The 21,190-nt window shown below is 61.4% G+C and carries 23 protein-coding genes, 1 other RNA gene and 1 pseudogene; 9 read left to right on the top strand and 16 right to left on the bottom strand.

The features are described from left to right. Nucleotides 1-6: 6 nt before the first annotated feature. Both ACIN8IBEIGE_RS12470 and ACIN8IBEIGE_RS12465 read right to left on the bottom strand, forming a co-directional pair. Complete coding sequence (locus tag ACIN8IBEIGE_RS12470; RefSeq protein WP_160014905.1) at nucleotides 7-312, bottom strand: EthD family reductase; 306 nt, start codon at nucleotides 310-312, stop codon at nucleotides 7-9. Nucleotides 313-407: 95 nt separating this feature from the next. Then, entirely contained in the window at nucleotides 408-1,385 is a 978-nt protein-coding gene (locus ACIN8IBEIGE_RS12465; RefSeq protein WP_160014904.1) for an NADPH:quinone oxidoreductase family protein, read from the bottom strand. Nucleotides 1,386-1,543: 158 nt separating this feature from the next. Here ACIN8IBEIGE_RS12465 and ACIN8IBEIGE_RS12460 point away from each other — a divergent pair, with 158 nt between their 5' ends. Further along, on the top strand, nucleotides 1,544-1,960 hold the full coding sequence (locus ACIN8IBEIGE_RS12460) for a flagellar basal body-associated protein FliL (protein WP_090377959.1): 417 nt from the start codon (nucleotides 1,544-1,546) through the stop codon (nucleotides 1,958-1,960). A gap of 28 nt (nucleotides 1,961-1,988) precedes the next feature. On the opposite strand, the gene ACIN8IBEIGE_RS12455 is transcribed toward ACIN8IBEIGE_RS12460, so the two are convergent. Then, on the bottom strand, nucleotides 1,989-2,438 hold the full coding sequence (locus tag ACIN8IBEIGE_RS12455) for an EVE domain-containing protein (protein WP_160014903.1): 450 nt from the start codon (nucleotides 2,436-2,438) through the stop codon (nucleotides 1,989-1,991). Between the two features lie 172 nt (nucleotides 2,439-2,610). Between ACIN8IBEIGE_RS12455 and ACIN8IBEIGE_RS20935 the strand changes: the two genes are divergently transcribed. Then, nucleotides 2,611-2,745 (top strand): hypothetical protein, encoded by a 135-nt coding sequence (locus tag ACIN8IBEIGE_RS20935; RefSeq protein WP_256665141.1) that lies wholly within the window; start codon nucleotides 2,611-2,613, stop codon nucleotides 2,743-2,745. A gap of 49 nt (nucleotides 2,746-2,794) precedes the next feature. On the opposite strand, the gene ACIN8IBEIGE_RS12450 is transcribed toward ACIN8IBEIGE_RS20935, so the two are convergent. From ACIN8IBEIGE_RS12450 to ACIN8IBEIGE_RS12435, 4 genes are all read right to left on the bottom strand, one after another. Continuing rightward, nucleotides 2,795-3,391, bottom strand: coding sequence for a 5-formyltetrahydrofolate cyclo-ligase (locus ACIN8IBEIGE_RS12450; RefSeq protein ID WP_160014902.1), 597 nt, complete (start codon nucleotides 3,389-3,391; stop codon nucleotides 2,795-2,797). A gap of 49 nt (nucleotides 3,392-3,440) precedes the next feature. Then, nucleotides 3,441-3,619, bottom strand: a non-coding RNA gene (gene ssrS, locus ACIN8IBEIGE_RS12445) — 6S RNA. Nucleotides 3,620-3,652: 33 nt separating this feature from the next. After that, complete coding sequence (locus ACIN8IBEIGE_RS12440) at nucleotides 3,653-3,967, bottom strand: cell division protein ZapA (RefSeq protein WP_090254691.1); 315 nt, start codon at nucleotides 3,965-3,967, stop codon at nucleotides 3,653-3,655. Beyond that, a complete protein-coding gene (locus tag ACIN8IBEIGE_RS12435) occupies nucleotides 3,967-4,173 on the bottom strand; it encodes a TIGR02449 family protein (RefSeq protein WP_090254694.1) in 207 nt (68 codons plus the stop codon). Before ACIN8IBEIGE_RS12435 ends, ACIN8IBEIGE_RS12440 begins: the two co-directional genes overlap by 1 nt. Before the next feature lie 276 nt (nucleotides 4,174-4,449). Here ACIN8IBEIGE_RS12435 and ACIN8IBEIGE_RS12430 point away from each other — a divergent pair, with 276 nt between their 5' ends. Genes ACIN8IBEIGE_RS12430 through ACIN8IBEIGE_RS12410 form a run of 5 tightly spaced genes read left to right on the top strand, consistent with a single transcriptional unit; the run spans nucleotide 4,450 to nucleotide 9,278 of the window. Continuing rightward, entirely contained in the window at nucleotides 4,450-5,004 is a 555-nt protein-coding gene (locus tag ACIN8IBEIGE_RS12430; protein ID WP_160014901.1) for a YecA family protein, read from the top strand. 33 nt (nucleotides 5,005-5,037) lie between these two features. Further along, nucleotides 5,038-6,372 (top strand): Xaa-Pro aminopeptidase, encoded by a 1,335-nt coding sequence (gene pepP / locus ACIN8IBEIGE_RS12425; protein WP_160014900.1) that lies wholly within the window; start codon nucleotides 5,038-5,040, stop codon nucleotides 6,370-6,372. Nucleotides 6,373-6,375: 3 nt separating this feature from the next. Beyond that, nucleotides 6,376-7,560, top strand: a complete 1,185-nt coding sequence (gene ubiH, locus ACIN8IBEIGE_RS12420) for a 2-octaprenyl-6-methoxyphenyl hydroxylase (protein ID WP_160014899.1) — start codon at nucleotides 6,376-6,378, stop codon at nucleotides 7,558-7,560. 9 nt (nucleotides 7,561-7,569) lie between these two features. Next, a complete protein-coding gene (locus ACIN8IBEIGE_RS12415) occupies nucleotides 7,570-8,052 on the top strand; it encodes a DUF4442 domain-containing protein (protein WP_160014898.1) in 483 nt (160 codons plus the stop codon). A gap of 8 nt (nucleotides 8,053-8,060) precedes the next feature. Further along, a complete protein-coding gene (locus ACIN8IBEIGE_RS12410) occupies nucleotides 8,061-9,278 on the top strand; it encodes a 2-octaprenyl-3-methyl-6-methoxy-1,4-benzoquinol hydroxylase (RefSeq protein WP_160014897.1) in 1,218 nt (405 codons plus the stop codon). Between the two features lie 193 nt (nucleotides 9,279-9,471). Here ACIN8IBEIGE_RS12410 and dctM read toward each other — a convergent pair whose 3' ends face one another. The 5 genes from dctM to ACIN8IBEIGE_RS12385 form a co-directional block, all read right to left on the bottom strand. Continuing rightward, the gene (gene dctM, locus ACIN8IBEIGE_RS12405) at nucleotides 9,472-10,755 is read right to left on the bottom strand and encodes a C4-dicarboxylate TRAP transporter large permease protein DctM (protein ID WP_160014896.1); all 1,284 of its coding nucleotides are present in this window, start codon (nucleotides 10,753-10,755) and stop codon (nucleotides 9,472-9,474) included. Next, complete coding sequence (locus tag ACIN8IBEIGE_RS12400) at nucleotides 10,755-11,384, bottom strand: TRAP transporter small permease (protein ID WP_160014895.1); 630 nt, start codon at nucleotides 11,382-11,384, stop codon at nucleotides 10,755-10,757. Before ACIN8IBEIGE_RS12400 ends, dctM begins: the two co-directional genes overlap by 1 nt. Nucleotides 11,385-11,510: 126 nt before the next feature. Continuing rightward, complete coding sequence (gene dctP, locus ACIN8IBEIGE_RS12395; RefSeq protein ID WP_160014894.1) at nucleotides 11,511-12,500, bottom strand: C4-dicarboxylate TRAP substrate-binding protein DctP; 990 nt, start codon at nucleotides 12,498-12,500, stop codon at nucleotides 11,511-11,513. A gap of 293 nt (nucleotides 12,501-12,793) precedes the next feature. Continuing rightward, entirely contained in the window at nucleotides 12,794-14,188 is a 1,395-nt protein-coding gene (locus ACIN8IBEIGE_RS12390) for a sigma-54 dependent transcriptional regulator (protein WP_160014893.1), read from the bottom strand. Next, nucleotides 14,185-15,999 carry an ATP-binding protein gene (locus ACIN8IBEIGE_RS12385; protein WP_160014892.1) on the bottom strand — a complete coding sequence of 605 codons (1,815 nt, stop codon included), beginning with the start codon at nucleotides 15,997-15,999 and terminating at the stop codon, nucleotides 14,185-14,187. Before ACIN8IBEIGE_RS12385 ends, ACIN8IBEIGE_RS12390 begins: the two co-directional genes overlap by 4 nt. Between ACIN8IBEIGE_RS12385 and ACIN8IBEIGE_RS21215 the strand changes: the two are divergent. Together ACIN8IBEIGE_RS21215 and ACIN8IBEIGE_RS21210 are read left to right on the top strand one after the other, a co-directional pair. Further along, nucleotides 15,984-16,928 (top strand): annotated as a pseudogene (locus ACIN8IBEIGE_RS21215) (MCP four helix bundle domain-containing protein); the annotation flags it as partial. The gene ACIN8IBEIGE_RS12385 and the pseudogene ACIN8IBEIGE_RS21215 sit on opposite strands and share 16 nt — an antisense overlap. Further along, nucleotides 16,929-17,792 carry a methyl-accepting chemotaxis protein gene (locus ACIN8IBEIGE_RS21210; RefSeq protein ID WP_372240013.1) on the top strand — a complete coding sequence of 288 codons (864 nt, stop codon included), beginning with the start codon at nucleotides 16,929-16,931 and terminating at the stop codon, nucleotides 17,790-17,792. It abuts the pseudogene before it with no gap. On the opposite strand, the gene rfbD is transcribed toward ACIN8IBEIGE_RS21210, so the two are convergent. The 4 genes from rfbD to rfbB are packed head-to-tail and all read right to left on the bottom strand — an operon-like array spanning nucleotide 17,789 to nucleotide 21,142. Then, complete coding sequence (gene rfbD, locus ACIN8IBEIGE_RS12375; RefSeq protein WP_160014890.1) at nucleotides 17,789-18,667, bottom strand: dTDP-4-dehydrorhamnose reductase; 879 nt, start codon at nucleotides 18,665-18,667, stop codon at nucleotides 17,789-17,791. The two genes, ACIN8IBEIGE_RS21210 and rfbD, sit on opposite strands and share 4 nt — an antisense overlap. Further along, nucleotides 18,664-19,209 carry a dTDP-4-dehydrorhamnose 3,5-epimerase gene (gene rfbC / locus ACIN8IBEIGE_RS12370; protein ID WP_160014889.1) on the bottom strand — a complete coding sequence of 182 codons (546 nt, stop codon included), beginning with the start codon at nucleotides 19,207-19,209 and terminating at the stop codon, nucleotides 18,664-18,666. The genes rfbD and rfbC overlap by 4 nt, the downstream gene beginning before the upstream one ends. Before the next feature lie 2 nt (nucleotides 19,210-19,211). Then, entirely contained in the window at nucleotides 19,212-20,078 is an 867-nt protein-coding gene (gene rfbA / locus ACIN8IBEIGE_RS12365) for a glucose-1-phosphate thymidylyltransferase RfbA (protein ID WP_160014888.1), read from the bottom strand. Continuing rightward, the gene (gene rfbB / locus ACIN8IBEIGE_RS12360; protein WP_160014887.1) at nucleotides 20,075-21,142 is read right to left on the bottom strand and encodes a dTDP-glucose 4,6-dehydratase; all 1,068 of its coding nucleotides are present in this window, start codon (nucleotides 21,140-21,142) and stop codon (nucleotides 20,075-20,077) included. The genes rfbA and rfbB overlap by 4 nt, the downstream gene beginning before the upstream one ends. Nucleotides 21,143-21,190: the final 48 nt, after the last annotated feature.

Genomic DNA, 21,190 nt, shown 5'->3' with positions numbered 1-21,190 from the left:
CTTCACTCAGAGGATTTCGTCGATCTGGATAATAGGTTGTAGGTTGGTGTAATTGGGGATGTCGCCGAGTACCCGCGCGCTATGTTCGGCCATCACCTGGGCAAACTGTTCCGGGGAGCGGATATGGGTATTGAGCAGGCATAGATAAGGCGCGCTTGAACCATCAACTGCCTGGATGCCGCGGCGTACCTGGGTGCTGAGTACGTTGTTGCCGAGCAACTCAAGCATCATGGGGATATGGCGTTCGCGATAGTAGGTGAAGTCAAAACGAGCACCTGGCTGATTCGGATAGAGCACAGTAACGCAGTACATGGTGGGCACCTAGAAGAGGGGGTGCAGGAGTGTGAAGAAAATTTGAAAAGACTCGCCAGTGTCCGAATGGGCAGCTGGCGAAATGACTGGGTTGGTTATCGCATCAGCACCACTACCTTGCCGACCGCCTTGCGCTGACCGAGGGTGTTGATCGCCTCTGCCGCCTGCTCCAGCGGAAAGGTCTGCGACACCAGCGGCTTGAGCTTGCCTTCGGCGTGCCAGGCAAACAGTTGCTGGAAGTTGGCGGCGTTGTCCTGCGGTTGGCGTTGGGCAAACGAGCCCCAGAACACCCCGACCACGGCCGCGCCCTTGAGCAGGGTGAGGTTGACCGGCAGTTCGGGGATGCGCCCGCTGGCAAAGCCCACCACCAGCAGGCGGCCATTCCAGGCGATTGAGCGAATGGCGGCATCGAACAGGTCGCCACCCACCGGGTCGTAGATCACGTCCGCGCCCTGGCCGCCGGTCAGACGTTTCACTTCGTCCTTCAGGTTGCTTTCGCTGTAGTTGATCAGTTCATCCGCACCGGCAGCTTTGGCCACTTCAAGCTTTTCCGCGCTGCTGGCGGCGGCAATCACCTTGGCGCCCATGGCTTTGCCGATTTCCACCGCGGCCAGGCCGACACCGCCGGATGCGCCGAGCACCAGCAGGGTTTCACCTGGTTGCAGGTTGGCGCGCTGCTTGAGGGCGTGCATCGAGGTGCCGTAGGTCATGCCGAATGCGGCGGCGCTAGCGAAATCCATGCTCGCCGGGATTGGCATGACGTTGTAGCCAGGCACTGCCACTTCTTCGGCAAAGCTGCCCCAGCCGGTCAGGGCCATCACCCGATCGCCGACTTTAAGGTGGCTGACTTTCTCACCGACAGCGGTTACCACGCCAGCCGCTTCGCCACCCGGAGAGAAGGGGAAGGGCGGCTTGAACTGGTATTTGCCCTCGATGATCAGGGTGTCGGGGAAGTTGACCCCGGCCGCATGAACTTGGAGCAGTACTTCATTCTTCTTCGCTTCGGGGCTGGCGATTTCTTCCAGTACCAGGGTTTCGGCGGGTCCGAAGGCTTTGCACAGCATGGCTTTCATCGGGCTTTTCCTCTGCGGTTGATGGCCATGCAGTGTAGGTGCGGGTGATGACCGGTCAACGAGCATGCCTGTGCCTGATGGCTAAGCATAAGCTTGGGGCTTGGGCCGTCGCCTGACTGTGGCTATGCTAGGGGCTGAACTCTTGAGGAATACCGCCTGTGAAAGCCTGGATCGCATTGTTGTTGGCTCTGTCCCTGCCCTTGGCGGCGTACGCCTCGGAAGATAAAGAGGCTAAGGAGGGTGAAGGGGCCGCTCCGGTGGTGGCTTATGTCTCTCTGTTTCCTGCGCTGGTAGGGAATTTTGGCGAGGGGCCGAAGCTCAAGTTCTTCAAGGCCGATATTTCCCTGCGGGTAACTGGCGCGGATGTCGAGGCCAAGGTCAAACACCACGACCCGCTGATCCGCAATCAACTGGTTATGTTGTTCTCCCAGCAGACCGAAGAGGCCATGTCGGCCCCGGGCGCTCGCGAAACCTTGCGTGCCGAGGCGCTCAAGCAGGTGCAGGAAGTGCTCACCCAGGAAGAAGGCAAGCCGCTGGTGGAAGACCTGCTATTCAATAACCTGATTATTCAATAAGCCGGCATGGTGCAGGCACTGCGCCATTTCAGCGCAGCGCCAGTACGGCTGCCCATTCCTCGGCGCTGACAGGCATCACCGAGAGGCGGCTGCCCTTCTGCACCAGCGGTAATTCCAGCAGCGCACTCTGCGCTTTCAGCTGCGCCAGCGGGATCACCCGCTTGAACGCCTCGACAAACGCCACATCGACCGCGCTCCAGGGATTCTTGTCTGCGCTGGCCTTGGCGTCGAAGTAATGGCTGTCAGGCTCTAGCGCTGTAGGGTCGGGGTAGTGCGCCGAGGCGATACGGGCGATTCCGGCAATGCCCGGCTCTGGACAGCTGGAGTGATAGAAGAAGAACAGATCACCCGGCTGCATGCTGCGCAGGAAGTTGCGCGCCTGGTAATTGCGTACGCCATCCCAGCGTGCTTGATCCAGGCGCTGGAGGTCGTGAATCGAGAGTTCGTCGGGTTCTGACTTCATCAGCCAATAAGGCATGAACTTTGCTCCTGTGATTCAGTCCGTTAGCGGGCAGGTGCTATTTACACTGGTAGTGCCCGGCGTATTGCAGTGTTGCCGCCGGTGCGTGTGGATGGCTGCCGCTGTTGGATCTATAAAAATAATTGCCGCGAATACAGCGTGCGCTATGCCTTTAAGGGGGAGGCATTCGATGAAACGTAAACCCGATGTGTTGTTGATTTTGGTAATACTGTTCAGCCTGGGTGTGGTCACTACCGGTTATACCCAGAGTTTGTGGGATCGCCAGGCTGATACGCCGGTCACCCAGTCGCAAGCGGCAGGTTGAACCTGGTACGTACCGCAGGGAGTGCGGTACAGCCTTTAAGTGGCTTGATTCAATACCACGCCTTGTCAGTCACTGTGCCTTGCAGTGGCACATCCCAGCTGGCCATGGTCAGTCGATCTACCTGCTGACACTCATGCGCCAAGCCTAATAATGTCGGTTTGTGCCAATTTTTGCGCAGTGCGCGATACGCCAGACTGCGATCATAAAACCCACCGCCCATGCCCAGGCGCGCGCCGTGGCGGTCGAAACCGACCAGTGGCAGCAACACCAGGTCCAGTGTCCAGACCTTGCGTTGTTGTTTGCAGTTGCGCCGAGGCTCATCAATGCCGAAGCGATTCTTCTGCACACACTCATTGGTGCGGATGCGTTGAAATACCATCTTGCTGCGCGGCCAGGGGCTGAGCACCGGCAAGTAGGTCGCTTTGCCCCGTTGCTGGGCGGCACGCAACAGGGGGCCTGGGTCGATCTCGCCATCATTGGGCAGGTACAGGGCAATGTGTCGTGCGCGGCGAAACAGCGGGTGCTGTGCCATCTGTTTATACAGCCCCTTAGCGGCTTGGCGTTGAGCATGGCGGCTGAGGGCGCGCCGCTGTACGCGCAGATGGCGACGTAATTGCGCGCGGCTTAGTGCTGAGGTGTCGAGCATGGGCTGTTGCGGTAGCGATTGCCGCAGAAGGGCAATGGGCTGGAAGAGGTGACTCCCCGACGTGCCGCTGTCGGCTTAGCCCTTGAACCCGAAAGTTCAAGGTGGAGGTTGCAGGAGGCGTTAAGGCTTTCCGTCAAGCGGACATGCACACCGGCTTCAACGTGCAACCTCCGGGGTTGTGCGAATCGGCTCAGGGACATCACCAACTGGCGCACACTCCAGGGAGCGGTGGCCAGTATACCCGAAAGCGCCGGCGTGCAATCAGCTGCCTTGCTCATCGGCATCCCGAGCCAGAGCGCTGTCGACCCGATTGAGCAGGCTACGCACCTGATCACGGTTAGCGCCGGCCTGTTGATCAAGGTGTTGCTGTTTGTGTAGCAGGTCGTGGGTGATGTTCAGTGCAGCCATAACGGCAACGCGGTCGGCACCAATCACTTTGCCGCTTGAGCGGATCTCCCGCATCTTGCCATCCAGATAGCGCGCAGCGCTTTCCAGGTTGCTGCGTTCATCGCTCGGGCAGGCGATGCAATATTCTTTGTCCAGAATCTGGACGGTCAAGGTATTCGACTGGGTCATTAATCCTGCTCCAGGGCTTTGAGGCGCGAAATCATGGATTCGACCTTGTGCCGGGCCATTTCGTTCTTTTCAATTAGATGGGCACGTTCTTCGCGCCAGGCCTTTTCGCTCGTCAGAAGCTGTCGGTTTTGCGCCTTGAGCTGTTCGACCCGCTGGATCAGCAAGTCCAGCTTGGTCGTAAGAGCCTGCAGGTCGACGTCTTCCATGGTTCTCTACTCGTACTTGGTGAGTGGGCTGGCAGGTGAAAAATAGCGTCTTTAAGGCGACTTCGACAGTGTCGGGCGGTGCGCGGTGCTTGTTTGTCAGTGTGGAGCAGATCAGCACGCCAGAGGTTGATGTATTTCACCCGCGGATCACGTGCGGCAATTTTTGCGCTGGCAGGCGGGCTCCGTCGAGCCGCCTGCATAGTCTTGGCACGTCTGCCGGTGCTAGGATACAAGGCCTCCATTCTAGTGATCGCGCAGCTTTGCGCCTAGTTATCTATGCCAACTTCAAATTCTCCGTACTCCGCGTTTGCCGCCCTGCTAGCCAGCAGCGGTCATACCATTTCCCCTGCCGAGTTGCATGGTCTGTTGCTCGGTCGCAGCTGTGCTGGTGCGGGCTTTGATATCGACGCCTGGCTGGTGGATGCCGCCGAGCTGCTCGGCGCGGCACCGGAAGACACCGTGCGCCAGGCGTTGATCGGCCTGCAGGAAATGGTCAAGAACGAGCTGTCCAGCAATGACGTCACTGTGGTGCTGTTGCTGCCCAGCGACGATGCGCCGCTTAGCGAGCGCGCCGTGGCTCTGGGACAATGGTGTCAGGGCTTCCTCGGCGGCTTCGGTCTGACTGCCCGTGACAGCGCCCTGAGCGCTGAAGCCATGGAAGTGCTGCAGGACCTCTCGGCGATTGCCCAGGTGCAGAACGCCCTGGATGAGTCCGATGATGGCGAGAACGACTATATGGAAGTGATGGAGTACCTGCGCGTTGCGCCGCTGCTGCTGTTCAGCGAGTGTGCCAAGCCTGTAGTCGCCGCGGCGAAACCGTCGCTGCATTGATTTTCATGCAATAGAAGTGGACTCAATCTGCCCATGATCAGCATCCCCAAGTCGGAATACGCCCGTCGGCGCAAGGCGCTGATGGCGCAGATGGAACCCAACAGCATCGCGATTCTGCCGGCCGCGCCGGTGTATATCCGCAACCGCGATGTCGAGCACATCTACCGCCAGGACAGCGACTTCCAGTACCTCTCCGGCTTTCCCGAGCCGGAGGCGGTGATTGCGCTGATTCCCGGCCGCGAGCATGGCGAGTACGTCTTGTTCTGCCGCGAACGCGACCCGCTGCGCGAACTGTGGGACGGCCTGCGTGCCGGCCAGGATGGCGCGATCAGCCAGTACGGCGCAGACGACGCGTTCCCGATTGGTGATATCGACGACATTCTGCCGGGGTTGATCGAGGGCCGTGATCGGGTCTATTCCTCCATGGGCACCAACCATGAGTTCGATCGCCAGCTGATGGAGTGGATCAATGTGATTCGCTCCAAGGCGCGCCAGGGGGCCACGCCGCCGAACGAATTCATCACCCTCGAACACCTGCTGCACGACCTGCGCCTGTACAAGTCTGCAGCCGAAGTCAAAGTCATGAAGGAAGCGGCGGATATTTCCTGCCGCGCCCACGTGCGCGCCATGCAGGCCAGTCGCGCCGGGTTGTTCGAGTACCACCTGGAAGCCGAGCTGGATTACGAGTTTCGCAAGGGCGGGGCGAAGATGCCGGCCTATGGCTCTATCGTCGCTGCGGGCAAGAACGCCTGCATCCTGCATTACCGCGAGAACGACGCACAGTTGAAAGACGGCGATCTGGTGCTGATCGACGCCGGTTGCGAGATCGACTGCTACGCCAGCGACATCACCCGCACCTTTCCGGTCGGCGGCAAATTCTCCCCTGAGCAGAGAGCCATCTACGAGCTGGTGCTGGCTTCGCAGGAAGCTGCGTTCAAGGAGATCGGCCCCGGCAAGCACTGGAACCAGGCGCACGAGGCCACGGTGCAGGTGATTACTGCCGGGCTGGTGGAGCTGGGCCTGCTGCAGGGTGATGTGGCCGAGCTGATCGCCACTGAAGCCTACAAGCCCTTCTATATGCACCGCGCCGGCCACTGGCTGGGCATGGATGTACACGACGTCGGCGAGTACAAGGTCGGCGGCGAATGGCGCGAGCTGGAAGTCGGCATGGCCATGACCGTCGAGCCGGGCATCTACATCGCCGTGGACAATCAGGACGTGGCGAAGAAATGGCGCGGCATCGGTGTGCGCATCGAGGACGATGTGGTGGTGACCAAGACTGGCTGCGAGATTCTCACCTGCGGCGTACCGAAAACTGTCGCCGAGATCGAAGCGCTGATGGCCGCCGCACGCAGCGTGGCGGCCTAGAGCATGCCACGCGTCGACATTGCGATTATTGGCGGCGGCCTGGTCGGCGCGAGTTTGGCCGTGGCGTTGCAGGCCGAAGCCAAGCTGCGCGGCTGGCGCATCTGCCTGATCGAGCCATTCACTCCGGGCAGCGGCTATCAGCCCAGCTATGACGCACGCTCCACTGCGCTGTCGTTTGGTTCGCAGCAGATTTATCAGCGTCTCGGCCTGTGGCCACAGATCAGCCAGCGCGCCGAGCCGATCAAGCAGATTCATGTTTCCGACCGTGGTCGCTTCGCCGCCGCGCGCCTGAGCGCCGAAGAAGAAGGCGTGCCGGCGCTGGGCTATGTGGTGGAAAACGCCTGGCTCGGCGAATGCCTGTGGCAGGCGCTGGATCAACAAGTGGTGAGCTGGCGCAGCCCGGCACATGTCACCCGTATGCAGGCCCTGGCCGATGGCTACCGCCTGACCCTGGACGATGGCTGCGAGCTTGAGTGCAGCCTGGCGATTCTCGCCGAAGGTGGCCGCTCCGGTTTGCGTGAGCAGCTGGGCATTGCCGTTAGCACTACGCCATACGGGCAGAGCGCACTGATCGCCAACGTCAGCCCTACGGATGCGCACAACGGTCTGGCCTTTGAGCGCTTTACCGAAGAAGGGCCGATGGCCCTGCTGCCGCTGGCGGATAACCGCTGCGCACTGGTCTGGACCCGTGCCACGCAAGAGGCGGAACGCCTGTTTGCGCTGAGTGATGCGGCGTTTCTCGCCGAGTTGCAGCTGGCCTTCGGCTATCGCTTGGGTAGCTTGCGGCAGGTTGGTGCGCGGCACCTCTATCCGTTAGCCTTGACCGCCGCCAAGGAGCAGGTGCGCCAGCATCTGGTGGTGCTCGGCAATGCCGCGCACAGCCTGCATCCGATTGCTGGGCAGGGTTACAACCTGTCACTGCGCGACACCCTAGTGCTGGCTGAAACCCTGCTGGCGAGCAGCGCACCTTTGGGCGATCTGGCCACTCTGCAGCGTTATCTGAGCAGCCAGCAGGTGGACCAGCAACTGACCGTCGGTTTCTCCGACCAGGTCACCCGCCTGTTCAGTACCGGCCAGCCGCTGCTGGCGGCCGGGCGCAATCTCGGTTTGCTCGGCCTGGATCTATTACCTCCGGCGAAACGCTGGTTTGCCCGCCAGGCCATGGGCCTCGGCACCCGTACTTTATGAGAATGCTCGATGAGTGACCGTAAACTGGCGCGTCGCGCCCGCCTGCTGCGCCTGGGCTTGAACCTCTATCCGCCGTACCTCGGGGCGGGCATCAAGGTGCAGCGCATTTCCCCCGATTGCCGCGAGGCGCGGGTGCGCATGGCGTTGCGCTGGTACAACCGTAACTTCGTTGGCACTCAGTTCGGCGGTTCGCTGTACAGCATGGTTGACCCCTTCTACATGCTGCTGTTGATGCCGTTGCTGGGCGACGACTACATCGTCTGGGACAAAGCCGCCAGCATCGACTTCATCACGCCGGGCAAGGGCCCGGTGTATGCCGACTTCCGCATCGACGACGCCTTGCTGGCGGATATTCGCGCGAAGACCGCCGGCGGCGAGAAATACCTGCCTGAGTTGCAGGTAGACATCCGCGACGCGACCGGGACTCTGGTGGCCATCGCGCACAAGACCCTCTACGTACGCCTCAAGCCGCGCGCGCGGCAGGCTGGATAAGGAAGCTCATGCAAGCGGACCTGATCATCGTTGGTGCCGGTATGGTCGGCAGTGCCCTGGCGTTGGCGCTGCAAGACCAGGGCCTGGAGATTCTGCTGGTCGATGGCGGCCCGCTGAGCGTCAAACCCTTTGATCCGCAAGCGGCCTTCGAGCCGCGAGTCAGTGCGCTGTCGGTGGCCAGCCAGCGCATTCTCGAGCGCCTCGGTGTGTGGGACGGCATCGCCACGCGGCGCGCCTGCCCCTATGCCGAGATGCAGGTGTGGGACGGCTCGGGCACCGGGCAGATTCACTTCAGTGCGGCCAGCGTGCATGCCGAAGCGCTTGGCCATATCGTCGAGAACCGCGTGGTGCAGGACGCCCTGCTCGAACGGCTGCACGATAGTCCGATTGGCCTGCTATCAGGTGCGCGTCTGGAGCAGTTGCGCCGCTCCGGTGATGGCTGGTTGCTCAGCCTGAGCGACGGCCGTGAGCTGCGTGCGCCACTGCTGATTGCCGCAGACGGGGCCAACTCGGCGGTGCGTCGTCTCGCCGGTTGCGCCACCCGTGAGTGGGATTATTTGCACCACGCCATTGTCACCAGCGTGCGCTGCGCCAAGCCGCACCAGGCTACTGCCTGGCAGCGTTTTACCGATGACGGCCCGCTGGCCTTTCTGCCGCTGGCCGGTCCCGAAGGTGAGCATTGGTGCTCGATTGTCTGGTCGGTTACCCCAACTGAAGCCGAGCGATTGATGGCGTTGGACGATGCGGGTTTCCGCCGGGCGCTGGGCTTTGCCTTCGAGCATCGCCTGGGCGACATCCTTCAGGCCGATCCGCGTCTGTGTATTCCGTTGCGTCAGCGTCACGCCAAGCGTTATGTCGAAGACGGCCTGGCACTGATCGGCGATGCCGCGCACAGCATCCATCCGCTAGCCGGGCAGGGGGTCAATTTGGGCTTTCTCGATGTCGCGGTGCTGGCAGAGGTGTTGCTACACGCGACGCAGCGTGGCGAACGCTTGGCTGGTGTGAAGGTGCTCAGCCGTTACGAGCGCCGGCGCATGCCGCACAACCTGGCAATGATGGCGGCGATGGAAGGCTTCGAGCGGCTGTTCCAGGCTGATCCGCTACCGCTGCGCTGGTTGCGCAACAGCGGCCTCAACTGGGTGGATGATTTGCCGGAAGCCAAGGCACTGTTTGTCCGTCAGGCGTTGGGGCTGTCCGGTGACTTGCCGGAATTGGCGCGGGTTTAACGGGCTATCTAACTCAGTGAAGTGTGCTGCGCCGATGGTGGCTTAGGCCGCGTTTCGAGCGGCGTGATACCAGGTAATGGAGGTATGCGGCTAACCTGCGCGGTCCGACCCTCCCTACAAAAGCCACAGGCAAAAAAAGCCCGGCACTAAGGCCGGGCTGAAAGTGTGTAGGGAAGTACACACGGAGTTGCTGTCAGGTCATGCCCAGCCAGTTCGGCAATGCCATGGAGACGGCAGGCACGTAGGTGATGATCATCAGGAAGCTGAGTAGCAGCATCAGCCACGGCCAGGCGGCTTTGATCACCGAGGTCAGCGGCATACCGGTCACCGCCGAGGTGACGAACAGGTTGAGCCCCACGGGTGGTGTGATCAGGCCGATTTCCATGTTCACCACCATGATGATGCCCAGGTGGATCGGGTCGATGCCCAGTTGCACGGCAATCGGGAAGAGGATCGGTGCGAGGATCAGGATGATCGCCGATGGCTCCATAAAGGCGCCCGCCACCAGCAGCACGATGTTTACCACCAGCAGGAACTGCCAAGGTTGCAGGCCCATCTCGATCACCCAGGCGGTGATGGTTTGCGGGATCTGCTCGGTGGTCAGCACGTGGGCGAAGAGCATGGCGTTGGCGATGATGAACATCAGCATGATGGTCAGCTTGCCGGACTCCAGCAGCACCTTGGGGCACTCGCGGATGGTCATGTCCTTGTACACGAACAGCGCCACAAAGCCGGCGTAGACTGCTGCCACTGCAGCGGCTTCGGTTGGGGTGAACATGCCTGAGTAGATGCCGCCGAGGATGATCACCATCAGCAGCAGACCCCAGATGGCCTTGCGTGCCGCAGTGATGAACTCACGGAAGCTGGCACGCGGCATGGCTGGCAGATTCATCTTCCGCGCGACGATATAGATCGCCACCATCAGTGCTACGCCCAGCAGCAGGCCGGGTACGACACCAGCCATAAACAGCTTGCCCACCGACTGCTCGGTCGCGGCGGCGTACACCACCATGACGATCGACGGTGGAATCAGGATGCCCAGGGTGCCGGCGTTACACACGATCCCGGCACCGAATGCCTGCGGGTAACCCGAACGCACCATGCCAGCGATGGCAATCGAGCCGACGGCCGCCACGGTGGCAGGCGACGAACCGGACAGCGCGGCAAACAGCATGCACGCCAATACCGCCGAGATGGCCAGGCCGCCACGGATATGCCCGACGCAGGCGTTGGCGAAGTCGATCAGGCGCTTGGCCACGCCGCCAGTGGTCATAAACGCACCGGACAGTAGGAAGAACGGGATCGCCAGCAGGGTGTAGTGTTCGCTGGTTTCGAACAGCTTGATCGCCAGCGAACGTACCGAGTCCGGGCTGAACAGCATGATGGTCACCGAGCCGGCCAGGCCCAGCGAGGCAGCAATCGGCACGCCGATAAACATCAGCAGAAACAGGAGAATAAAGAGGAACAGGATGGTCATTACTTGTGCTCCCCGTGCTCATTGATCTTCAGTGCGTCGGCGGCTTCATCAGCCAGCCCCAGTCCAGTCTGCTGGTTGCGCAGAATGCGTACGAAGATTTCAAAGAAACGGATAAAAACCATGGCGTAGCCGAACGGCACGATCAGGGTGATATGCCATTGCATGATGCCGTAGTGACCGAGGTCTTCAGCACCGATGCCGGCGGTGAACAGGGTCCTCACCCAGTCGAAGCTGGCGACGGTGATCAGCCCGGCATAGCCCAGGCAGGCCAGGCAGGCGATCAGGCCGATAACCCGTTGCACCGGTTTGCTGGCCAGCTTGACCAGTGCATCGACGCCGATATGCCCGGCGGTGCGCACACCGTAGGCCAGGCCGAAGAAAATCAACCAGGCGAATAACGCCTTGGTCAGGGCAATGCTCCAGGTCATCGACTGGGCCATGCCGAGAATGCTGTCGCCAATGGCGAAGAAAAACTCACTGCTGCCTTCCCAACGATCCGCCAGGTTGTAGAACAGTGTGTAGAGGTTGTTGAGGATCACGTAGACGAAGGTCACCAGCGTCATGGCGGCCAGCAGGAACGCGATAAAGCCTTCCTCGAAATGGTCCCAGACGCGCCGCAAGGCGTTCATCAATAGAGTCTCCAGTGGTTGGGGGCGGCGTACCCAGGCAGCCCGCGAGGGTTGCCTGGGTATTCGGGCTATCGCGCAGCGGCAAGGCTGTGCTGTGGTTGGGTGCAGGCCGAGGCCTGCTCCGCCTTACTGGTTGGCTGCGTCGGCAGCTTTGATCAGGTCAGCACCGATTTCAGCTTCGAACTTGCTCCACACCGGCTTCATGGCATCGCGCCATTCATTACGCTGCTCTGGGGTCAGGGTAATGATTTCGGTGGTTTTCGCGTCGATGATGCGCTGCTTGTCGCCATCGTTCAGCGCGCCAGCCTGCTTGTTCACTTCGGCGGTCACTTCCACGATGATCTTGTCCAGCTCGCTGCGTACGTCTTCCGGCAGGCCGCTCCAGAACTTGGTGTTGGTGATCAGCATGTAGTCCAGTACACCGTGGTTGGATTCGGTGATGAACTTCTGCACTTCATGCATCTTCTGGCTGTAGATGTTCGAGTAGGGGTTCTCTGCACCGTTAACCACGCCGGTCTGCAGGCCCTGGTAAACCTCGGCGAAGCTCATCTTGCGCGGGTTGGCGCGCACAGCCTTGAACTGCTCTTCCAGTACGGCGGAAGCCTGTACGCGGAATTTCAGGCCACGGGCATCCTTCGGCTCACGCAGCGCCTTGTTGGCGGACAGCTGCTTGAGGCCGTTGTGCCAGTAGGCCAGGCCAGTGATGTTTTTCTCTTCCATGGACTTCAGCAGCGCCTGACCTTCTGGGCTCAGCTGGAAGCGGTCGACGGCGGCCATGTCCTTGAACAGGAACGGCAGGTCGAATACCTGGATTTGCTTGGTGTACTGCTCGAATTTGGCCAGCGATGGGGCGATCAGCTGCACGTCACCGAGCAACAGCGCTTCCATTTCCTTGCCGTCACCGAACAGTGAGGAGTTCGGGTAAACCTCGACCTTGACCTTGTCGCCCAGACGCTCTTCGGCGAGCTTCTTGAACAGCGCGGCACCCTGGCCTTTAGGGGTGTGGTCGGCGACCACGTGGGAGAACTTGATCACGATCGGGTCGGCCGCTTGGGCCATGCCGGCGATGCTCAGCGACAGGGCGCACGCGAGCGCCTTGGCAGTCAGTTTGAACATGGAGTCTTTCCTCTTGTTTTTGTATAGCGTGATGCGCCGCAGCGCTACAAGTCGGGCGAACAGGCTCAAGTCTAGGCGGCCTGTCAGAAAATGACGGGCGTCGGGCAGATTGCCTAGAACTGTGCATTGTGAAGTCGCCTGCAGGAGGCTAGAGCAACCGCCATGCCAGGCACTGAAATGGCTGCTGTGAGCAATGTGAAACGCAGCAGCGACAAGGCCTGGCAGGTTGTTGCAGGAAATTTCGCGAGCTGCTGCGCAGGCCGCTCGCGCAGCTTTTGGCGGAAATCCGCCTGCTAATCGAGGCTGTCTGGCGAGCTTCCGCCAGCGTCGGCAAAGCTCAGTCCGTGTTTACGCAGTTTGTCGTGCAGGGTTTTGCGCGGCACGCCCAGCGCTTCGGCCAGGCTGCGCAGCGAGCTGTGTGCGCGGCTCAGTTCGGCGCTGATCAGGCTGCGCTCGAAGGCTTCCACCTGGGCGTTCAGGCCGCCGCTATTGCCGTCTTCATCGGGCACGGGTGCAGCGGCCTGGGCTTGCAGGTCGAGATCCAGCTCCAGGCCTAGGGCAAAGCGTTCGGCGGCGTTTTGCAACTCGCGCACGTTGCCCGGCCAGGGGTGGCGCAGCAGCGCCGCGCGCTGGCCCGGTTGCAGGCTGCGCTCGGCCAGGCCGTGGCGGCTGCTGGCGGCTTCGGCAAAATGCTGGAACAGCAACAGGGCATCTTCGCCGCGCTCGCGCAGGGCCGGGATACGCAGCGGTGCGACGTTCAGGCGGTAATACAGGTCGGCGCGAAAGCGGCCCTGATCGGCAGCCTGGCGCAGGTCTTCCTTGGTGGCGGCGATCACCCGGATATCCAGCGGGATCAGCTGATTGCCACCGAGGCGTTCGACCACCCGCTCCTGCAACAGGCGCAGCAGCTTGACCTGCACTTCCAGGCTCATGCTTTCGATTTCATCGAGGAACAGGGTGCCGCCATTGGCGAATTCGAATTTGCCGATGCGGCGCTTTTGCGCGCCGGTAAAGGCGCCTTGTTCATGGCCGAACAACTCGCTTTCCACCACCGATTCGGCAAGGGCGCCGGCGTTGATTGCCACAAACGGCCCGGCGCGGCGGCTGGACAGATCGTGCAGCGCGCGCGCCACCACTTCCTTGCCGGCGCCGGTTTCGCCGAGGATTAGCACGTCGCTGTTGATCCCAGCCAGGGCGCCGATCTGTTCGCGCAGGCGCAGCATGGCCGGCGATTGGCCGACCAGACGTGCCGACAGGGTGTGGCGATCCGCCAGGGCCATGCGCAGGCTGCGGTTATCCAGCACCAGGCGGCGCAGAGACAGGGCGCGGCGTACGCTGTCGAGCAGGTCGTCGCTGGCAAAGGGCTTTTCCAGAAAGTCGTAGGCGCCAGCGCGCATAGCTTGCACGGCCAGGGGCACATCGCCATGGCCGGTGATCAGCAGTACCGGCAGTTCTGGGTCCTGTTCCTGTAGTTGTTGCAGCAGCTGCAGGCCGTCGATGCCGGGCATGCGGATATCACTGACCACCACCCCCGGCCAGTCGCGTTCGATGCGCGCGGCGACACCATGGGCGTCGGCCAGGCTGCTGACCTTGAGCCCCGCCAGGTCGAGAGTCTGGCTCAGCGCCTGACGCAGATGTGGGTCATCGTCGATCAGCAGCACCTGGGTGCGGGAGTCGATCATGCTCATACAACAAAGTCCTCTGGCGACTGGGTTTTGATGCCCTGATCCACGGCGCGCAGGCGCAGGGTCAGCTGGGCGCCGCCGTCAGGGTGGTTGGCGAACAGCAGTTCGCCGCCCAGGGCGCGCATCAGGGTATCGCAAATGGCCAGGCCGAGGCCGAGGCCCTGAGCGCTGGTCTTGGTGGTGAAGAATGGCTCGCGGGCGCGTTGCAGCGCCTCCTGGCTAAAGCCGGGACCATTGTCCCTAAGGTGTAGATCGACGCCTTCGGCGGTCAGTTCGGCACTCAGCCATAGACGGCGCGGCTGCGGTACTTCGCTCAAGGCATCGAGGGCGTTGGCCAGCAGGTTGCCGAGCACTTGGCGCAGGCGGGTTTCTCCGGCCTGCACCCACAGGGTGGCGTTCGGCAGGTCGCGAATCAGCTCGACCTGCATGGCCTGGCGGCGCTTGGCCAGCAGGGCCAGGGCATCGTCGATGGCCGGCTGCAGGGCCACGCTTTCCGGGGCATGGCGGTCACGGCGAGCGAAGGCGCGCAGGTGCGCGATGATCGAGGCCATGCGCTCGGTGAGCTGGCTGATCAGCTTGAGATTGGCGCGAGCATCATCGCCGCGCTGGTGGTCGAGCAGCACACAGGCGTTGTCGGCGTAACTGCGAATGGCCGCCAGGGGCTGATTGAGTTCATGGCTGATGCTCGCGCTCATGGTGCCCAGGGCCGAGAGTTTGCTGGCCTGCACCAGTTCATCCTGGGCCTGTACCAGCTCCTGCTGGGCCTGTTCGCGCTCCAGCACTTCCTGCTTTAGTCGGCTATTGAGGCGTTCCAGATCGAGGGTGCGCTCCAGCACGCGCTGCTCCAGCTGCTGGCGGGCCTGGCTGGCGAGGGCGATACGTTCCAGGTAGTGACGGCGCCGCTGCATCAGCAGGCCGAGCAACAGGATCAGCGCCAGCAAGGTGCTGCCGCCGACTGCCATGGTGGTACGCACCGGCTGGTCGAGCTGTGAGCGTGGCGTGAGGATGCTCACCGTCCAGCCGATTTCATCGAGTTTTTGTCCCTGGCGTAACCAGGCGTCGGCGTTGAGCTGCAGCGGTGGTGGCGACTGGATGCGATAGGGCTGGGTGTCGGCAATGGCTGCCCGCTCGGCATTGTCCAGTTCGCGGGTGGCGTGAAAGCGCCACTCGGCGTTTGAGGTGAGAATCACCACGCCGTAGTTATCGGTAACCAGCAACTGCTCGGGACGCTTGCCCCACAGGGTTTCGGTGTGGTCGAGGTCGACCTTGACCACCATCACGCCGAGAATCTGCTCGCCGTCGCGAATCGCCGCCGCGAAGAAGTAGCCGCGTTTACCCGAGGTGGTGCCCAGCCCGAAGAAATGCCCAGGGCGGCCCTGCATGGCTTCGCGAAAGTAGGGGCGATAGGAAAAGTTGCGGCCTACAAAAGAGTCTTCCTGCGTCCAGTTCGAGGCCGCCAGGGTGGTGCCGTCTGCGGCCATCAGATAGATGACATCGGCCCCGGTTTGCTGGCGAATCTGGCTGAGCAGGTGGTTGGCCGCTGTGCGTTGTGCCGCCTGAGCAGGGTTTTGCAGAGCGCTACGCACGTCGGGTAAGTCCGCAAGAATGGGCGGCAGGACTTCGTAGCGGCGCAAGGTGCCCAGCAGGTTGGCCACATAGAGATCGAGGGTCTGCCGGTTCTGTGCGGTCAGCACGCCGCTGTAATAGCGCTCTGTCAGGTGTTGCAGTGGCCACAGCAGCGGCACCAGCAGTAACACAAGGACTGCCAGGCTTCTCCAGCGTGGGCGACGAGGGTGGGATGACGGGGTGGACATGCGCTTACTCGGGCAGGGTGATCAGTTCAGAGTGGCGGTTATGCAATAAGTGGGCAAGTTCGCCGATATGGGTCAATACTCAAATCGTTCGGCATCGCCCTGGAGTAATGGTGTCGCCCGCTTGCGCCCTGCATGGACGGCTGCGCTTTAGTCCCTGGAGGTGTCCGATGTTGGCTCAATTGACGGTAAGGGCGAGGTTGCTGTTGTTGGCGGTGGTGCCGCTGCTGGTGCTGATTGTGGTCATCGGCATGGCGTTGTCCAATGCCAGCAAGCTGAATGACAGTTTTGATGAGTTGTTTACCGATCGCATGCGGCCGATCAGCCAGCTCAAGGTGGTGTCCGATGCCTATGCCGTGGCGATGGTCGATGCGCTGCATAAGTACCGTGCCGGGGTGTTCGATGAGTCCACATTGCGCAAGGCGTTCAGTGATGCCCGCAGCCGCGGGGACAACGCCTGGGCTGAGTACATAGGTACCCGCCTGACCAGTGATGAAAGCAGCCGGGTCGAGCGCACCAAGCCGCACCTGCTGCGGGTGCAGCAACTGGCCGATCAGTACCTGGGGCAGATCGGTAATGGTCAGTTGCTGGCCGCCGAGGCCGGCCCGTTCAATCGCACCCTGTATGACACCTTCGACCCGCTGGGTGGCGAGCTGGAGGGCCTGATCAGCCTGCAGCTGAGCGAGGGCGAGCGGCTTAATGTCGAGACCACGACGCAGTACCAGGCGATCCGCAACACCTTCGTGCTGATTGGTGCCGTGGCGCTGGTGCTGGTGCTGGTGGCCGCGTTGTTGATCAGCCTGTCGATCATTCGCCCGCTGGCGGGGTTGCGCAACCTGATCAGTGAAGTGCAGGAGTCTTCCAATCTGACCCTGCGCGCCGATGCCCGTGGCCGTGATGAGGTGTCTGATACCGCCCGCGCCTTCAATACCATGCTTGAGCACCAGCAGGCGCTGATTCGTCATCTGACTGATACCGCCACTCAGCTGGCCGCGGCGTCCGAGGAGATGAGCGCGATCAGCGCCCAGGTCAGTCAGGCCGCCACGGCTCAGGGTGACCAGACCAGCATGGTGGCCACTGCCGTGCATCAGATGAGCGTGGCGGTGCAGGAAGTGGCGCGCAATGCGCAGTCCACCGCCGGTAATGCCGCAGACGCGAATAAGGAGGCGCGTCAGGGCAGCGAGCTGGTGCAGTCCAACCTCTCGTCGATTCAAGGGCTGTCGGTGTCGGTGGAAAAAGCCGGCGAGGTGATCGACACCCTGCACAGCCAGAGCGACGAAATCAGCAAGGTGCTAGGGGTGATTCAGAGTATTGCCGAGCAGACCAACCTGTTGGCGCTCAACGCGGCTATCGAAGCTGCGCGCGCCGGTGAGGCGGGGCGCGGCTTTGCCGTGGTGGCTGATGAGGTGCGCAGTCTGGCGAGTAATACGCAGAAAGCCACCGAGTCGATCCGCGGCATGATCGATGCCCTGCAAGGCGGTGCGCGCAGTGCGGTCAGCGCCATGCAGCTGTCGCGCGAACAGGCGCAGAATAGTGTCAGCCATGCCCGTGAAGCGGGTGAAGTGCTCAATCATATTGCCCATGCCATCGAAGGCATTGCCGACGGTAATGTGCAGATTTCCGCCGCTACCGAGGAGCAGACGGCGGTGGCCAATGAGATCAGCCAGAACATCAGCAGTCTTAACGACAGTATTGGTGAAGTGGTCAATGGCGCTGAGCAGAGCTCGATTGCCAGCCGCGATCTGGCGCAGCTAGCCACCGGTTTGCAGCAACAGATTCAGCGCTTCAGGGCTTAGTTGTTTAGTGATTGAGTCGCTAGGCAGTCGGATAGTGCCTGTTGCCAGGTCGGCAGTTGCACCTGCCAGTCCTGCTGCAGGCGGCTGCAGTCCAGGCGCGAATTAAGTGGGCGCTGCGCGGGGGTTGGATAGGCGCTGCTGGGAATGGACTGCAGTGTCGCCACGTTTTTGCCCTGGCTGCGCAGGTGCCTGGCAATCGCGCTGGCGAAGCCAAACCAGCTGGTTTCGCCCTGCGCGGTCAGGTGATACACGCCCCAGGGGCCGGCATGGCCGCTGCGCCATTGCTCGACCAGTCGTGCCGTAGCCTGCGCAATGGTGCCGGCCCAGGTCGGCGCGCCGATCTGGTCGTCCACTACGGATAGGCTTTCGCGCTCCTGCAGCAGGCGTTGCATAGTCAGCAGAAAGTTTTTCCCGTGCTGTGAATAGACCCAGCTGGTGCGCAGAATCAGGTGCATGCCGCCCACGGCCTGAATCGCTTGCTCCCCAGCCAGTTTGCTGCGTCCGTAAACACTTAGCGGGTTTGTGCTATCGCTTTCGCGGTAAGGCTCAGTGTGGCTGCCGTCGAACACATAATCGGTGGAGTAATGGACCAGCGGAGCGCCCAGTTCGGCCGCTAGCTCGGCGAGGATGCCCGGCGCCGTGGCGTTGATTGCGAAGGTCAGTTCCGGCTCGTTCTCGGCCTGATCCACAGCAGTATGCGCGGCAGCATTGATGATCAACTCGGGACTGAGGTTTTGTACCTGCTGGCGAATCAGCTCGGGCTGAGCCAGATCCAGCTGCTCGCGACCCAGTACCGTCAGCTCGCCTGCGCCTTGCAGGGTGCGCTGTAGTTCCTGGCTGACCTGGCCATGCTGGCCGAGCAGGAGAATCTTCATGGGAAAACCTGAGCTTCAGCGAAGCTGAGCCCGGACTGATCCTTTGGCGAGAGCTGCGGCGCGCCATCCAATGGCCATTCGATGGCCAGGGTCGGGTCATCCCAGCGGATGCAGCGCTCGTGTTCCGGTGCGTAGTAATCGGTGGTCTTATAGAGAAATTCGGCGAACTCGCTAAGCACCAAAAATCCATGGGCAAAGCCTGCCGGCACCCACAGCTGGCGCTTGTTTTCGGCGGACAGGTGCACGCCGACCCAGTGGCCAAAGGTCGGCGAGCTGCGGCGTAGGTCCACGGCTACGTCATAAACTTCGCCGGCGGTGACCCGCACCAGTTTGCCTTGCGCCTGTTGAACCTGGTAATGCAGGCCGCGTAATACGCCGAGTTGCGAGCGTGAATGGTTGTCCTGAACGAACTCACACTGCAGGCCGGTGGCCTTGGCAAATGCGCGGGCGTTGAAGCTTTCGAAGAAAAACCCACGCTGATCGCCGAACACCTTGGGCTCGAGAATGAGCACACCGGGCAGCTCAGTATTGATTGCCTGCATGCTTACTCCTCGGCCAGTTTGAGCAAGTACTGGCCGTAGCCAGTTTTGCCGAAGGCTTTGGCCTGAGCTAATAGCTGCTGGCGATCAATCCAGTCTTGCTGATAGGCGATTTCTTCCAGGCAGGCGACTTTCAGGCCCTGGCGGTGTTCGATGGTCTGCACGTATTGTGATGCTTCCAGCAGGCTGTCGTGAGTGCCGGTATCGAGCCAGGCAAAGCCACGACCGAAGCGTTCGACCCGCAGATCGCCACGCTGCAGATAGGCATTGTTGACGTCGGTGATTTCCAGCTCGCCGCGCGCCGAAGGTTTGACCGCTTTGGCGATTTCGACCACATCGTTGTCGTAGAAGTACAGGCCGGTCACCGCATAGCTGGACTTCGCGGCTGTGGGCTTCTCCTCGATGGAGATGGCTTTGCCTTGCTCATCAAACTCGATAACGCCATAGCGTTGCGGATCACTGACCCAATAGCCGAAGACAGTGGCGCCAGAAGGTTGGGCTGCGGCGCTCAGAAGTTTCTCGGTGAAGTGCTGGCCATGGAAGATATTGTCGCCAAGGATCAGGCACACCGAATCTGTGCCGATAAAGTCTTCACCAAGAATAAAGGCCTGGGCCAGACCGTCCGGCGAGGGCTGCTCGCAGTATTCGAAGCGCACGCCGAACTGGCTGCCATCGCCGAGCATCTTGCGGAAATTCGGCAGATCCTGTGGGGTGGAAATGATCAGGATTTCGCGAATTCCAGCGAGCATCAGCACCGAGATCGGGTAGTAGATCATCGGTTTGTCATAGATCGGCAGCAGCTGCTTGGACACGCCCAGAGTAATCGGGTGCAGGCGGCTGCCGGAGCCGCCTGCGAGAATGATGCCTTTCATTGTGCTGCTCCTTGGGACGTGCCGAGACGTTCGCGGTGGTAGCTGCCATCCTGTACGCGGCGACACCAGTCGAGATTGTTCAGGTACCAGAGCACGGTTTTGCGCAGGCCGCTGGTGAAGGTCTCGGCGGGTTTCCAGCTGAGCTCACGTTCGATCTTGCTGGCATCGATGGCATAGCGCAGGTCATGGCCGGGGCGGTCGCTGACGAAACTGATCTGCTCCTTATACGAGCCATTCTGGCGTGGGGCCAACTCGTCCAATAGCGCGCAGATACTCTCCACCACATGCAGGTTCTTCTGCTCGTTGTGTCCGCCGATATTGTAGGTCTCGCCAACCTTGCCTTCGCTCACTACCTTTAGTAGCGCGCGAGCATGGTCTTCCACATACAGCCAGTCACGCACCTGCTGGCCATTGCCGTAGACCGGTAGTGGCTTACCATCCAGGGCGTTGAGGATCACCAGCGGGATCAATTTTTCCGGGAAGTGATAGGGGCCGTAGTTGTTCGAGCAGTTGGTGATCAGTACCGGTAGGCCATAGGTGCGCTGCCAGGCACGCACCAGATGATCCGACGCGGCCTTGCTCGCCGAGTAGGGCGAGCTGGGTGCGTAGGGCGTGGTCTCGCTGAACAGGTCGTCCACGCCATGCAGATCGCCATACACCTCGTCCGTGGAGATATGGTGAAAGCGAAACGCTGCCTTGCGCGCTGGCTCCAGCTGCAACCAGTAGCGGCGCGTGGTTTCGAGCAGCGCGTAGGTGCCGACGATATTGGTCTGGATAAACGCCGCTGGGCCGTCGATGGAGCGGTCGACATGCGACTCGGCTGCCAGGTGCATGATCGCATCCGGCTGAAACTCGGCCAGCGCCTGGCTGACGGCGGCGCTGTCGGCAATATCCGCCTGCACAAAACGATAGCGTGGGTTATCGGCAACGCTGGCCAGCGACTCGAGATTGCCGGCATAGGTCAGCTTGTCGAGGTTGAGCACCTGATGTTCGGTGTGATTCAGCAAATGGCGAATCAGCGCCGAACCGATAAAGCCGGCGCCGCCGGTGATAAGGATATGCACGGATCCACACCTTCCTTTCTTATATGCTCGGTGAACATTGCTAGGCAG

It is taken from the genome of Pseudomonas sp. 8BK (assembly GCF_902506475.1).
GTDB classification, from domain to species: domain Bacteria; phylum Pseudomonadota; class Gammaproteobacteria; order Pseudomonadales; family Pseudomonadaceae; genus Aquipseudomonas; species Aquipseudomonas anguilliseptica.
This window is presented reverse-complemented; position numbering and strand designations above follow the sequence as displayed.

Excerpts from the sequence above, each read along its gene's own strand:
- ACIN8IBEIGE_RS12470 (WP_160014905.1), bottom strand. The coding sequence starts at position 312 with ATGTACTGCGTTACTGTGCTCTATCCGAATCAGCCAGGTGCTCGTTTT.
- ACIN8IBEIGE_RS12465 (WP_160014904.1), bottom strand. The coding sequence starts at position 1,385 with ATGAAAGCCATGCTGTGCAAAGCCTTCGGACCCGCCGAAACCCTGGTA.
- ACIN8IBEIGE_RS12455 (WP_160014903.1), bottom strand. The coding sequence starts at position 2,438 with ATGCCTTATTGGCTGATGAAGTCAGAACCCGACGAACTCTCGATTCAC.
- ACIN8IBEIGE_RS20935 (WP_256665141.1), top strand. The coding sequence starts at position 2,611 with ATGAAACGTAAACCCGATGTGTTGTTGATTTTGGTAATACTGTTCAGC.
- ACIN8IBEIGE_RS12450 (WP_160014902.1), bottom strand. The coding sequence starts at position 3,391 with ATGCTCGACACCTCAGCACTAAGCCGCGCGCAATTACGTCGCCATCTG.
- ACIN8IBEIGE_RS12440 (WP_090254691.1), bottom strand. The coding sequence starts at position 3,967 with ATGACCCAGTCGAATACCTTGACCGTCCAGATTCTGGACAAAGAATAT.
- ACIN8IBEIGE_RS12435 (WP_090254694.1), bottom strand. The coding sequence starts at position 4,173 with ATGGAAGACGTCGACCTGCAGGCTCTTACGACCAAGCTGGACTTGCTG.
- ACIN8IBEIGE_RS12430 (WP_160014901.1), top strand. The coding sequence starts at position 4,450 with ATGCCAACTTCAAATTCTCCGTACTCCGCGTTTGCCGCCCTGCTAGCC.
- pepP (WP_160014900.1), top strand. The coding sequence starts at position 5,038 with ATGATCAGCATCCCCAAGTCGGAATACGCCCGTCGGCGCAAGGCGCTG.
- ubiH (WP_160014899.1), top strand. The coding sequence starts at position 6,376 with ATGCCACGCGTCGACATTGCGATTATTGGCGGCGGCCTGGTCGGCGCG.
- ACIN8IBEIGE_RS12415 (WP_160014898.1), top strand. The coding sequence starts at position 7,570 with ATGAGTGACCGTAAACTGGCGCGTCGCGCCCGCCTGCTGCGCCTGGGC.
- ACIN8IBEIGE_RS12410 (WP_160014897.1), top strand. The coding sequence starts at position 8,061 with ATGCAAGCGGACCTGATCATCGTTGGTGCCGGTATGGTCGGCAGTGCC.
- dctM (WP_160014896.1), bottom strand. The coding sequence starts at position 10,755 with ATGACCATCCTGTTCCTCTTTATTCTCCTGTTTCTGCTGATGTTTATC.
- ACIN8IBEIGE_RS12400 (WP_160014895.1), bottom strand. The coding sequence starts at position 11,384 with ATGAACGCCTTGCGGCGCGTCTGGGACCATTTCGAGGAAGGCTTTATC.
- dctP (WP_160014894.1), bottom strand. The coding sequence starts at position 12,500 with ATGTTCAAACTGACTGCCAAGGCGCTCGCGTGCGCCCTGTCGCTGAGC.
- ACIN8IBEIGE_RS12390 (WP_160014893.1), bottom strand. The coding sequence starts at position 14,188 with ATGAGCATGATCGACTCCCGCACCCAGGTGCTGCTGATCGACGATGAC.
- ACIN8IBEIGE_RS12385 (WP_160014892.1), bottom strand. The coding sequence starts at position 15,999 with ATGTCCACCCCGTCATCCCACCCTCGTCGCCCACGCTGGAGAAGCCTG.
- ACIN8IBEIGE_RS21210 (WP_372240013.1), top strand. The coding sequence starts at position 16,929 with ATGCTTGAGCACCAGCAGGCGCTGATTCGTCATCTGACTGATACCGCC.
- rfbD (WP_160014890.1), bottom strand. The coding sequence starts at position 18,667 with ATGAAGATTCTCCTGCTCGGCCAGCATGGCCAGGTCAGCCAGGAACTA.
- rfbC (WP_160014889.1), bottom strand. The coding sequence starts at position 19,209 with ATGCAGGCAATCAATACTGAGCTGCCCGGTGTGCTCATTCTCGAGCCC.
- rfbA (WP_160014888.1), bottom strand. The coding sequence starts at position 20,078 with ATGAAAGGCATCATTCTCGCAGGCGGCTCCGGCAGCCGCCTGCACCCG.